Below are 12,278 nucleotides of genomic sequence, written 5' to 3'. Positions count from 1 at the left end.
CGGGCCGACGGCGCCCCGCACACGGCTTTCCGGCGGCCCGCCCCGCGTGCCGGGGAGCGGGCGCGGGACGAGCTGGTGCGGGCGGAGCACTAGGTGCTGCTCACGGTCGACGTCGGCAACTCCAACATCGCCCTCGGCCTGCACAGCGGGCGCGGTGAGCGGGCGGAACTCGTCCGTGACTGGCGGATGCGCACCGATTCCCGGATGACCGCCGACGAGCTCGCGCTCACGATGCGCGGGTTGCTCGGGCCGGACGCCGACCGCGTCGACGGCATCTGTGCGTTGTCGACCGTGCCGGTGGTGCTGCGGGAACTGCGGACGATGTTCGGCCGCTACTATCCGGACGTTCCGACGATCGTCGTCGAGCCGGGCGTGCGGACCGGCGTTCCGTTGCTGGTCGACAATCCGAAGGAAGTCGGCGGCGACCGTCTGGTCAACACGCTCGCGGCCCATCACCTGCACGACACGGCGTGTGTGGTGGTCGATTTCGGGACCTCGACGAACGTGGACGCGATTTCGGCGAAAGGCGAGTTTTTGGGTGGCGCCTTCGCGCCCGGCATCGATATTTCGGTGGATGCGCTCGCCGCACGCGCGGCCGCGCTGCGCAAGGTCGAGCTGGTGCCACCGCGCTCCGTGATCGGCAAGAACACAGTGGAATGTCTCCAGTCCGGTATTCTCTACGGCTTCGCCGGGCAGGTCGACGGGCTGGTCCGCAGGATCTCCGAGGAGCTCGGCCCCGTTTCCGGCGGACGAGTCGAGGTGATCGCCACGGGAGGTCTGGCGCCGCTGGTGGTGAACGAGTCGGAAACCATCACCGAGCACCTGCCGAACCTGAGCATGGTCGGACTGCGCCTGGTATTCGAGCGTAACACCGCGCCGAGGCATCCCGGCCGGTCGTGAGGCCCGCGACGCGCCGGGGGTGAGCCGGTTGCGGGCCGCGAATGCCGCGTTCGTAGGGTGAGCCCCGTGATCATTTTCCGCCCGGACGCGCGGTGGCGTGCGCGGCGAACGGCGCGCGGGCGCGCCGTCGCGGGAACGCCGTGGGAGCGAGACCCCGGGCGGATGTGGTCGACGGGTGCCCCGACGCCTGCGAATCACCGAGTTCTCCCGCGCTCGAATGTGTTGGGCCGCATATGCCGCGACACAATCCGGGAGGTTGATTTGCGTTATTCCGCTGTCGCGGGTAACAATATCCTCGGTCGAGGCTTTCGGCTCGGGTGTGGCACCGCGTGGTCTCATGATGGCTCAGTGCAGGAGGAATAAGATGGCGCAGAAGGTCCTTGTCTCCCTCGTGGACGATCTGGACGGTTCGGAGGCCGAGGAGACGGTTCAGTTCGGTCTGGACGGCGTCAGCTACGAGATCGATCTCTCCACCGAAAATGCGGAAGAATTGCGTGACGCGCTCGCGCAGTACGTCGAGCACGCGCGCAGGGCCGGTGGGCGCAAGCGCCCCGCGGCCCGCAACTCCACGAAGTCCCCCGCGCGATCGGTCGCGGCGGACCGGGAGCAGAACCAGGCCATCCGGGTGTGGGCGCGCAAGAACGGCTACGAGGTGTCCGACCGGGGACGTATCCCGTCCGAGGTCGTGGACGCCTATCACCGGCGCAACTGAGCTTGTCGCGGTCTCGGGGCGCGGCCTTTCCGGAGACACCGTTCCCGGGAGGCCGCGCCCCGCTGTGTGGCCCCTCGGGGCCCGCCGCCTTCCCACGGCAGTGCGTCCCGGACGGCGTCCGCACGGCACCGGGAGCGCCTGTGGCGAGGATCACGTGCACCTTGTCCGTTCCCATGCGTCCGTTCCCATGCGTCCGTTCCCGTGCGTCCGGGGTCGCGGCTGTCCCGTCCGCGCGAACGGGGTGGTTTCGCGGCGGGCGGTCCAGCGTGCGCTCACGCACGGTGCGGACGTGCCGCCCGTCCGTGACCGCAGGACACGCGGGTGCGTGAGTCTGTTCGCCAGGAGCAGACAAGAACCGGTGACGGAATTCGATCCCGGCCCCGCGCGTTGTCCGATACGTCAGCTGCCAGCAACAACGTCGACTGTGTGTCGGCCGATACCCGGCGCGTGCCCGCGCGATGGCGGAAACGAATCCGCCCGAGCGGTAGGCCGACACCGGCGCTCGGCTACTACAGTGGTCTCACGGTGCCGAGCTCACCTCGGGGAGTCGCCAGGCTCTCACGGTGGGATCGGGCCGCCGGCGCAGCAGTCGAGGGAGTGGGAATGTTCGAAAGGTTCACCGACCGCGCGAGGCGGGTGGTTGTCCTGGCCCAGGAAGAGGCCCGGATGCTCAACCACAACTACATCGGCACCGAGCACATCCTCCTGGGCTTGATCCACGAGGGTGAGGGTGTCGCCGCGAAGGCGCTCGAGTCGTTGGGTATCGCGCTGGAGGGTGTCCGCCAGCAGGTCGAGGAGATCATCGGCCAGGGCCAGCAGGCCCCCAGCGGGCACATTCCCTTCACGCCGCGTGCCAAGAAGGTACTGGAGCTGTCGCTGCGCGAGGCGCTCCAGCTCGGCCACAACTACATCGGCACCGAGCACATCCTCCTGGGTCTGATCCGTGAGGGTGAGGGTGTCGCCGCGCAGGTTCTGGTGAAGCTGGGCGCGGACCTCAACCGGGTGCGCCAGCAGGTCCTGCAGCTGCTGTCCGGCTATCAGGGCAAGGAGCCCGCCGAGGCCGGTGCGGGGCGCGGCGAGGGCACCCCGTCGTCGTCGCTGGTCCTCGACCAGTTCGGGCGCAACCTCACCGCCGCCGCGCGGGACGGCAACCTCGACCCGGTCATCGGCCGTAACTCGGAGATCGAGCGGGTCATGCAGGTGCTGTCCCGCCGCACCAAGAACAACCCGGTTCTGATCGGTGAGCCCGGCGTCGGCAAGACCGCTGTCGTCGAGGGGCTCGCGCAGAACATCGTCAAGGGCGAGGTGCCCGAGACGCTGAAGGAGAAGCAGCTCTACACGCTGGACCTCGGCTCGCTGGTCGCGGGCTCGCGGTACCGCGGTGACTTCGAGGAACGCCTGAAGAAGGTCCTCAAGGAGATCAAGACCCGCGGCGACATCATCCTGTTCATCGACGAGCTGCACACGCTCGTCGGCGCGGGTGCCGCCGAGGGCGCGATCGACGCGGCGAGCATCCTCAAGCCGATGCTGGCGCGCGGCGAGCTGCAGACCATCGGCGCGACCACGCTCGAGGAGTACCGCAAGTACATCGAGAAGGACGCCGCGCTGGAGCGCCGGTTCCAGCCGATCCAGGTCGGCGAACCGTCGCTGGAGCACACGATCGAGATCCTCAAGGGGCTGCGCGACCGGTACGAGGCGCACCACCGCATCTCGATCACCGACTCCGCGCTGGTGGCCGCCGCGACCCTGGCCGACCGCTACATCAACGACCGGTACCTGCCGGACAAGGCGATCGACCTGATCGACGAAGCCGGTGCCCGGATGCGCATCCGGCGCATGACGGCTCCGCCGGACCTGCGCGAGTTCGACGAGAAGATCGCCGACGTGCGCAGGGAGAAGGAGTCCGCGATCGACGCGCAGGACTTCGAGCGCGCCGCGCACCTGCGCGACGAGGAGAAGACGCTGCTCGGCCAGAAGTCCGAGCGGGAGAAGCAGTGGAAGGACGGTGACCTGGACGTCGTCGCGGAGGTCGATGACGAGCAGATCGCCGAGGTTCTGGCCCACTGGACCGGTATCCCGGTGTTCAAGCTCACCGAGGAGGAGACCACGCGTCTGCTCCGCATGGAGGACGAGCTGCACAAGCGGATCATCGGCCAGGAGGACGCCGTGAAGGCCGTCTCGCAGGCCATCCGCCGCACCCGCGCCGGGCTGAAGGACCCGAAGCGCCCGTCCGGTTCGTTCATCTTCGCCGGCCCGTCGGGCGTCGGGAAGACGGAGCTGTCCAAGGCGCTGGCGAACTTCCTGTTCGGTGAGGACGACGCGCTCATCCAGATCGACATGGGTGAGTTCCACGACCGCTACACCGCCTCGCGGCTGTTCGGTGCCCCTCCGGGCTACGTCGGCTACGAGGAGGGCGGTCAGCTCACCGAGAAGGTGCGGCGCAAGCCGTTCTCGGTGGTGCTCTTCGACGAGATCGAGAAGGCGCACCAGGAGATCTACAACACCCTGTTGCAGGTGCTTGAGGACGGCAGGCTCACCGACGGGCAGGGCCGCACGGTCGACTTCAAGAACACGGTGCTGATCTTCACCTCGAACCTGGGCACGCAGGACATCTCCAAGTCCGTGAGCCTCGGCTTCACCTCGGGCGGCGACGAGGAGTCCCGCTACGACAAGATGAAGCAGAAGGTCAACGAGGAGATGAAGAAGCACTTCCGGCCTGAGTTCCTCAACCGGATCGACGATGTCATCGTCTTCCACCAGCTCACGCAGGACCAGATCATCGAGATGGTGGACCTGATGATCTCCCGGGTCGAGGAGCAGCTGAAGGGCCGCGACATGGCTCTGGAGCTGACCGACAAGGCCAAGGCCCTGCTCGCCAAGCGCGGGTTCGACCCCGTGCTCGGTGCCCGGCCGCTGCGCCGGACGATCCAGCGCGAGGTCGAGGACCAGCTGTCGGAGAAGATCCTCTTCGGCGAGGTCCAGCCCGGTCAGATCATCATCGTCGACGTCGAGGGATGGGAGATCGGCGAATCCCGCGACGAGAACGCCCGGTTCGTCTTCCGTGGCGAGGCGAAGCCGCTGGACGTCCCCGACGCTCCGCCGGTGAGCATCGCCGCGGCGGGCGAGGAGTCCTCCGGCGAGACCAACAACGAGAACGAGTGACGACGTTCGGTAGCCCACTCGACTAGCGACGTCCGGAAGGAGCCCCCGGTGGTAACGCCGCCGGGGGCTCCTCGCGTGCGCGACGGGAGCATCGTGTTCGCCGTCGGTGTGGCGCGCGTGGACGCGGGGTGCCGTGACGGCGGTGGCCGGTGGGTTCTGGGAAGCTTGGTTTCGTGACCACGACCGAGGACGAGCCGGTTTCCGAGTACGAACCCGCCCGGCACCGCCGGTACGAGCGCGTGCTCTCCGCCGTGCTCGGCACGGCCGTCGCGGCACTGCTCGCCTTCGTCGTGGTCCGGCTCGTCGTCTCCGGGGTCTTCGGGGTGGACGGCAACCGGTACACGGCCGCCGCCCTGGCTTTGACCCCGTATGCCGTGCCGTTCGGGGTGCTGCTCGCGGTGCTGGCGTGGGTGGCGCGCAGGCGGCACCTCGGTGCGGCTTCGCTGGCGCTGGCCGTGACGCTGGCTCTGCCGATGGTGCCGAGAGTCCTGCCCGACACCGGCCCCGCGGTGGACGGGCCGACGATGCGGGTTCTGGCTTCGAACGTGTACTTCGGGCAGGCGGACGCGGACAGGCTCGTCGGGCTGGTGGCCGAGCACCACGTCGACGTGCTCGTGCTGACCGAGCTGGAGCGGCACACGGTGCGCGCGCTCGACGACGCGGGGCTGGCCGAACTCCTGCCGTACCGGTTGTTCCGCCCGGCGGCCGGCGGTGTCGGCTCGGGCATCGCGGCGCGCTACCCCCTTGAGAGCCTCGATCTCGTCGGGCGCTCGACGTTCGCGCAGCCCAGCGCGCGGCTGCGGGTGGCGGGTCAGGCCGTCGAGATCGTGGCGGTGCACCCGCTGCCTCCAGTGACGGACGCGCGGACCTGGCGCGCCGAGTTGAACGGTCTCCCGGGTGCGTCCCGCGAAGGACCGGTGCGCGTGCTCGCGGGAGACTTCAACGCCACGCTCGACCACGCACGGTTTCGCGCGGTGCTCGACCGCGGCTACGTCGACGCCGCCGAGCGTCGTGGACGGGCGCTGGTGCCCACCTGGCCGCGCGAGCGGTTCGGCCCGCCGGTGACGTTGGATCACGTGCTGGTCGACGAACGGGCCGCCGTGCGCGACTTCGAGACCTTCGACGTCGACGGCGCCGACCACCGCGCCGTGCTGGCGACCGTGCGCCTGCCCACGCCACAACCCCGTAGCTAGCCCCCCTTTTGCCAGCTCAGGTGGGCGTCGATGCCGCGGAGCGCGGCCAGGGCGGGCAGTGGGAGGGACACGCCCCGGCCGTGCCGGATCTCCGGCTCGGCGGGGTTGATCCGGATCAGCGCGCCGTGCGCGGCGCTGGCCAGCTCGGCGTGCCGCCGCACCGTCGGCACGGCCAGCCCCGCGCCGATCTCCACGACGACGAGGCCGGGATGCGCACGCCGCCACTCCGTCAGGGCGTCGAGCCGCACCTGGCTGCGGTCGGGCAGCCAGTCGCCGTCGCCGAACATGAGGATGTTCGGCCGGGCGAGCATCCCGCAGTCCGGGCACGACGGCAGCGGCGGCCGCGCCCGCATCGTGTCCGGGTCCACGTCCACCTCGACGTCGTCGGCGGGCCACACGCCGGAACCGCAGTGCGCGAGGCACTGGAGGTGATGGATCGACCCGTGCACCTCCGCGACGTCGGTGAACCCGGCGCGCTGGAACTGACCGTCCACGTTCGAGGTGAACACCCGCACCCCGCCGGGTAGGCGGGCGCCCCACGCGCGCAGCAGCCGGAACCCGTCGTGGGGCTCGGTGCGCCGGTAGAGGTGGAGCCGGTGGCCGTAGAAGCCCCACGCCAGTTCCGGGTCGTCGGCGAAGTGCTCCGGGTCGGCGAGTTCGACGAAGCGCAGCCCGAGCCGCGCGTAGGGCGGGTAGGCGCGCCAAAAGCCCTGGTCACCGCGGAAATCCGGCAGCCCGGAGTCCACTCCCATGCCCGCGCCCGCGCACACCAGCAGCGCCTCGGCCGAGGAGACGAGTTCGGCGGCGCGGGCGACGTTCTCGTCCGCGCCCGCCACCGCGTCGGCGGTCACTCCCGGTCGCCGGGCGTGGAACTCTGCACGACCTCGAACTCCAGAAGGGTGGCGCCCATGGACACCGGTTTGTCGCCACCGCCGGAGTGGGCTTCCATCGCGGGCCCGGATGCCCACGCCTGGTAGGCCTGCTCCGATTCCCACTTCGTGTAGACGAAGTAGCGGTCGTCGCCGGAGACGGGGCGCAGAAGCTCGAAACCGAGGAAACCGGGCTGGTTGTCCACCGCGTGCAGCCGGTTGGCGAAGCGCTTCTCCAGCTCCTCACCCGCTCCGTCCGGCACGGAAATCGCGTTGATCTTCACTACTGCCATACCGGCCACGGTAGCGCCTCGCGCGAGCCTCCGCGTGCACCTCGCTGTCGGCCCGGCGACGTGTCAGAGGTATTCGTCCGCGGGCCGGTCGGCACCGCGGAACCAGGCGTCGAAGAAGCCGCGCAGGTCTTCTCCCGCCATCTCGGAGACGAACTCCTCGAACCGGGGCCAGGAGGCGTTGCCGTCCGCGTGCTCGGCGGGCCACTCCCGCAGCACGCGGGCGAAGAGGTCGTCGCCGAGCTGCCTGCGCAGCGCGTGCACGGCCACCGGCCCCTTCGAGTAGACGCCGCCGAACTCGTTGCCCGCGCCCATGTCGTAGAGCCGCTCGCTCCAGAACGACTCCTCATCGCGCAGCCGCGCGACTTCCCGCTCGTAGTGGGCGTCGAGGTCGGTGCCCTCGATGTCCTCGGCCCACAGCCAGGTCGCGTAGCTGGCGAAGCACTCGTTGAGGCAGATGTCGGCCCACGACCGCACCGACACCGCGTTGCCGTACCACTGGTGCGCCATCTCGTGCACGATCAGGTCGATGTCCGGGTTCGGCGGGTAGGTCGGGGTGCCCTGGGTCTCCAGCGCGAACCCGGTGCCATGGTCGAGGTAGATGCCGCCCGCCGTCTCGGCCGGGTAGGGGCCGAAGTGCCCTTCGAGGAATTCGACGACCTCGTCGACCCGGCCCGCGACCGCACGGGCGTTCTCGGCTCCCGGGGCGTAGACGTCGCGCACCGGCGTGCCGTCGTCGAGCTCGCCGCGCTCGATGGTGAAGCGGTCCACCGCGAACACGGTGAGGTAGCTGGCGACGGGGTCGGGCTCGCGAAACGTCGTGGTCGTCCACCCGTTCTCGGTGGTCTCGCCGGTGCGGGCACCGATGGACACGGCCGTCCACTCCCGGGGCACACGGGCCGTGACCTCGAAGGTCGCCTTGTCGCGGGGGTGTTCGTTGACGGGATACCAGTACGACGCCGACTCCGGCTCGCCCAGCACGAACGCGCCGCCGGAGGACGTGCGGTACCAGCCGTTGCCGCCGAGTTGTCCCTGATCGGCTTCCCGTGGTCGGCCCGCGTAGCGCACGCGGGTGGTGAACCGCTGCCCGTTCGGCACGGCCGACGACGGGGTGATGACCAGCTCGGAGTCGTGCCGGGTGAACTCGGCCGGTGCGCCGTCGACCTCCACCGATTCCACGGTGAAGCCCCGCAGGTCCAGGTTGAACCGTTCGAGCCGCTGGGTGGAGCGCGCGGTGACGGTGGTGTCCCCGTCGAGTCGGCCGGTGCGGGGGTTGTAACGCACGGTCACCGCGTAGTGGGCCGCGTCGTAGCCGCCGTTGCCCGCCGTGGGGTAGTACGGGTCGCCGATCCCCGCCGCGCCGTGGGCGGGGTCGCCGCCGTCGTGGGCCGGGGGTTCGCCGCCCGAGCACGCCGCTAGAGTGCACACGAGTCCGCAGACCAGTGCCGTGCGTCCGCGGCGGTTGAGCATGAACGGAGCCTATCCCGCGCCGATGTCGAACTCGCGTGAGACGGTCGTCGACTTCGGGGGCCGCGGTGTTCCGGTGGTGCTCCTGCACGGCCTGATGGGCAGGGCCACCACGTGGTGGCGGGTCGCGCGCTGGCTGACTGTCTACGGGCACGTGGTCGGTCTCGACGCGCGTGGCCACGGACGGGCGCGGCGCCGGGGCAGTTGGTGTACCGAGGAGTTCGCCGACGACGTCGCCGAGCTGATCACGGAGCTGGACGAGGGGCCCGCCGTGGTCATCGGGCACTCGATGGGCGGGTTGCACGGCCTCGTGGCCGCCGCGCGGCACCCCGAACTGGTGCGTGGCCTCGTGGTCGAGGACATGGCTCCCGATCTGCGGGGCAGGACCGTCGAGGTGTGGCGGGAGCACTTCGAGTCGTGGCCGGTGCCGTTCCGGTGCCTGGCCCACGTGCGCGAGTTCTTCGGTCCCACGGGTGATTACTTCGCCGAGTGCGTCGAGGAACGCGAGGACGGTTACCACCTGCTCGCCGACCTCGACGACCTCTACGCCATCGCCGCCGAGTGGGGCCGACGCGACTTCTTCGGCGCCGTCGACGCCGTCCGGTGCCCGGTGCTGGTGGTGGAGGCGGGGGACACGGCCATGCCCCCGGGGCAGCAGGCCGAACTCGCCGCGCGAGTGCCCGGAGGCGGACGGCACGTCGTGATCCCCGGAGCGGGGCACGTCGTGCACGACGACGCGCCGGACGAGTACAGGGGCGCCGTCGAGGCGTTCCTGTCCGGCGTGCTCGACCGCTGACTGGCTAACGCACCGCCCAGGCGAGACCGGAGCGGTCAAGGAGCTGACAGACGCCAGCGTTTCGTAGTCGCCGCTCAAATGACCCATGACTTGCCGAATCGCCATGGAGGTTGCTATAGTGTAGTCCTAGGTTAATGATCGTAACTTAGTGACTTTGATTTCTTCATCGCTAGGGACGAAAAACGTCCGCCGTCTTGTCGTCGGACAACTGGGGAGCCTGGAATGGACCCATTGACACTTGCCGGTCAGGCCGTCTCCTTCCTGTGCGCCTACCTGACTCAGGTGGCTTCCGGATTGGTGCAGCGAACGCAGGATTCCGCCGCCGAGGCGCTGTACAACAGCGTCGCGTCGCGACTACGGCAGACGGCCGTGGGTGAGCGCGCCTGGGCAGCGCTTGAGGCTAGCCCTCAGGACACGCACTCGGCGCACGAGGCTCAAGAGGAACTGGCCCGGGAAGCACAGTCCGACTGGACCTTCGCGAACGAGTTGCGACAGGCGGTTCAAAACGCGTGGCAGGCGTCCGACAAGGCTTCCCGATCGAATATCGAGTACACCACTGTCACCGCGTCCGGCGCGAAGATGAAGAACTCGGTCGTCACCAACAGCGGCAACGTCGATCAGTCGACGCATCGAACGACACACCGGACGAAGTTTTCCTTTGGCGGTTTCGCCGTCATTGCCGCGATTCTGCTCGTGGGTGGGTCCGGGGCGGTCGTGGCTATCACGACCGGCTCCGGTACGGTCGACGCGGACTCGATCGGCGACGCACCCGGCGCGGAAGGTCTGCGGGAAACAGGCGAAGCAGTCCTCGGGGCTCTCACAACCGGGAACGCAGAACTCATGTGCGATCTCTACACGTTGGAGGCCGTCACTGAGCTCGAAGTAGCCACCGGGCGCTCGTGCAAGGACGGCATGGACACCACACTGCAGCGTATACCTTCAGAGGCCAGGAACTACCTTGAGGAAGTCGAGGTGCTCGAAGCCGAGGTCAGCGGGTCTGGGGGTTCACCCAACAGGGGCGAGGTTGTCCTGGGTACCCCAGATATGCATGAGGACGACATGCTGGTCCTCGACCTCAAACGCGAGTTGAACCGATGGCGAGCAGACCCGGACCGCACGTTCGGAAGCATGCTCGAACGCATGACCGCCACTGGGAGATAGCCGCAACAGCCCCTGGTCCAGTCGTCGACTTCGCGCGAGTCAGCGAGCGAGTCGGGCTCGTGCTTGGCGCAGTAGTCCAGCCATGACTGCAGCGTCCGCTGATAGACGGTCGCGTTGTTGCGGTAGCGGTCTAGCAGCGCCGCAGCCACAGCTCGGTGAACCCGCGCAGGGCTTAGCGGTCGCCGGGCCGGCGGCGGAGCGGCGAGGGCGGCGGCGGGGAACTATCTTGGTCTCCGGTGAGGGTGCTCAGGGACTCTCAATCTGATGGTTAGGGCCAGTCAAGCACCAGCGAACGATGGGGAGCTGCGGCGGGCGTTTCCTAGCGCGGCATAAGACGGGATCCGGATGGTCGCTGTGGAAGGCAGCCCCAGCGGACCCTCTCCGCGTGAATAGCCGTAACTCGGTGAGATATAGTAATCACGGCGGTGTGCGTTGTCACGGGCGGTCATCTCCTAGGCTCTGCTGAGGAGGTGATGTGGTGGCGATGCCCGCGACCCGACGCGACCGGTTGCGTGCCGAACTGGCGCGCGATCTGCTGGTGACGGCACGGCGCCTGCTGCGGAGGGGCGGGCCCGAGGCGGTCACCCTCGCGGCCATCGCACGGGAACTCGGTATCACCGCTCCCGCGATCTACCGGTACTACGACAGCCGTGACACGCTGATCCTGGCTCTGGCGCGTGACATCGTGAACGAGGTGGTCGCCGCCCTGCGTGCCGCCGCGGAACGGCACCCGGAGGACGAGGTCGGCCGCAGGCTCAGCGATCTCATTCGCGCCTTCCCGGCGTGGGCACGGCGCAACACGGCCGAGTTCGGTCTCGTGTTCGGCCCTCCACCACCGGTGTCCGGGCACGTCCAGCGGGAGATCAACGCCGAGTGGGTCACCGCGGTGGGCGAGGTCTACGGCGAGTGGTACGTCCGGTGGTGGCGAACCCACCCGTTCCCGGTCCCGGCCGAGGAGGAACTCGACTCGTCGCTACGAGACCAGCTCGACCACTACCGCGGGGAGCTGCGACTCGACGCGCTGCCGATCGGCGCGGTGCTCGTGTTCCTCGAATGCTGGTCGCGGATCTACGCCTCGACCTGCCTCGAGGCGTTCGCCCATCTGAGCGCGCAGTTCGCGGACATCACGCCGATGCACGAGCGGATGTGCCAGGAACTGTGCGACCGCCTCGAAATCCCGTACGAGCCGCGCACGGATCTGTGGGAGGAACCCGCGAGCTGACCGCACGGCAGGCCCGGCCTTTCGGCCGTGCGGTGTTGCCTCAGCGTTCGCCCGGGCGGGGCGAACCGTGCCTCAGCGTTCGCCCGGGGGCGAACCATGGGGCTCAGTGTTCGCCCGGCAGGGCGAACCGCCCGTCCGCGGTCTGCTCGACCAGGCCGTCGGAGAGCAGCGAGTCCAGGCACGCCTCACGCTGGCCCGCGCTCGGCCAGGCCCGGTCGAGGAGGGTCTTGTCCACCGGCTCGTCGGTGCCGCGCAGGACGTCGAGCAGGAGTCCGCGCACCTGCCGGTCGGTGCCGCTGAACCGCTGGACCGGTTTGGCGGGGCCGGTGTAGGCGGGTTTGCCCGCCCGCTGCCACGCGCAGCCGTCGACGAGGGGACAGTCCGCGCAGCGCGGGGTGCGCGCCGTGCACACGAGTGCCCCCAACTCCATCAGCGCGGCGGACAACCGTGCCGCGCGCGCGTCGTCCCGCGGCAGCAGCGCCTCGACATCGGCGAGGTCGCGCGTG

The 12,278-nt window shown here is 69.3% G+C and carries 10 protein-coding genes and 1 pseudogene; 7 read left to right on the top strand and 4 right to left on the bottom strand.

The features are described 5' to 3' along the window. The first annotated feature begins 93 nt into the window (after positions 1-93). From SACSA_RS0107610 to SACSA_RS0107595, 4 genes are all read left to right on the top strand, one after another. Positions 94-900: a type III pantothenate kinase gene (locus SACSA_RS0107610; protein WP_019814754.1), complete on the top strand. Its 807-nt coding sequence runs from the start codon at positions 94-96 to the stop codon at positions 898-900. 364 nt (positions 901-1,264) lie between these two features. Next, entirely contained in the window at positions 1,265-1,612 is a 348-nt protein-coding gene (locus SACSA_RS0107605; protein ID WP_019814752.1) for a histone-like nucleoid-structuring protein Lsr2, read from the top strand. Positions 1,613-2,215: 603 nt separating this feature from the next. Continuing rightward, positions 2,216-4,774, top strand: coding sequence for an ATP-dependent Clp protease ATP-binding subunit (locus SACSA_RS0107600; RefSeq protein ID WP_019814750.1), 2,559 nt, complete (start codon positions 2,216-2,218; stop codon positions 4,772-4,774). A gap of 173 nt (positions 4,775-4,947) precedes the next feature. Beyond that, positions 4,948-5,967 (top strand): endonuclease/exonuclease/phosphatase family protein, encoded by a 1,020-nt coding sequence (locus tag SACSA_RS0107595; RefSeq protein ID WP_019814748.1) that lies wholly within the window; start codon positions 4,948-4,950, stop codon positions 5,965-5,967. Here the strand turns inward: SACSA_RS0107595 and SACSA_RS0107590 are convergent. The 3 genes from SACSA_RS0107590 to SACSA_RS0107580 all read right to left on the bottom strand — a co-directional run bounded on the left by SACSA_RS0107590 (position 5,964) and on the right by SACSA_RS0107580 (position 8,596). Further along, the gene (locus tag SACSA_RS0107590; protein ID WP_019814746.1) at positions 5,964-6,818 is read right to left on the bottom strand and encodes an SIR2 family NAD-dependent protein deacylase; all 855 of its coding nucleotides are present in this window, start codon (positions 6,816-6,818) and stop codon (positions 5,964-5,966) included. The genes SACSA_RS0107595 and SACSA_RS0107590 overlap by 4 nt on opposite strands. Continuing rightward, the gene (locus SACSA_RS0107585; protein ID WP_028661656.1) at positions 6,815-7,129 is read right to left on the bottom strand and encodes an antibiotic biosynthesis monooxygenase family protein; all 315 of its coding nucleotides are present in this window, start codon (positions 7,127-7,129) and stop codon (positions 6,815-6,817) included. Before SACSA_RS0107585 ends, SACSA_RS0107590 begins: the two co-directional genes overlap by 4 nt. A gap of 63 nt (positions 7,130-7,192) precedes the next feature. Next, positions 7,193-8,596 (bottom strand): M1 family metallopeptidase, encoded by a 1,404-nt coding sequence (locus tag SACSA_RS0107580; protein ID WP_019814742.1) that lies wholly within the window; start codon positions 8,594-8,596, stop codon positions 7,193-7,195. A 22-nt stretch (positions 8,597-8,618) separates the two neighbouring features. Between SACSA_RS0107580 and SACSA_RS0107575 the strand changes: the two genes are divergently transcribed. The 3 genes from SACSA_RS0107575 to SACSA_RS0107565 all read left to right on the top strand — a co-directional run bounded on the left by SACSA_RS0107575 (position 8,619) and on the right by SACSA_RS0107565 (position 11,772). Next, on the top strand, positions 8,619-9,389 hold the full coding sequence (locus tag SACSA_RS0107575) for an alpha/beta fold hydrolase (protein WP_048876535.1): 771 nt from the start codon (positions 8,619-8,621) through the stop codon (positions 9,387-9,389). Positions 9,390-9,611: 222 nt separating this feature from the next. Next, a complete protein-coding gene (locus SACSA_RS21955) occupies positions 9,612-10,550 on the top strand; it encodes a hypothetical protein (RefSeq protein ID WP_019814737.1) in 939 nt (312 codons plus the stop codon). 484 nt (positions 10,551-11,034) lie between these two features. Continuing rightward, positions 11,035-11,772 (top strand): TetR/AcrR family transcriptional regulator, encoded by a 738-nt coding sequence (locus SACSA_RS0107565; protein ID WP_048876534.1) that lies wholly within the window; start codon positions 11,035-11,037, stop codon positions 11,770-11,772. A 103-nt stretch (positions 11,773-11,875) separates the two neighbouring features. On the opposite strand, the pseudogene SACSA_RS21950 reads toward SACSA_RS0107565, so the two are convergent. Beyond that, positions 11,876-12,278: pseudogene (locus tag SACSA_RS21950) on the bottom strand (A/G-specific adenine glycosylase); the annotation flags it as partial.

Source organism: Saccharomonospora saliphila YIM 90502, from assembly GCF_000383795.1.
GTDB lineage: Bacteria > Actinomycetota > Actinomycetes > Mycobacteriales > Pseudonocardiaceae > Saccharomonospora > Saccharomonospora saliphila.
Note: the sequence above shows the minus strand (reverse complement) of the source record. Positions and strands in the feature narration are given on the sequence as shown.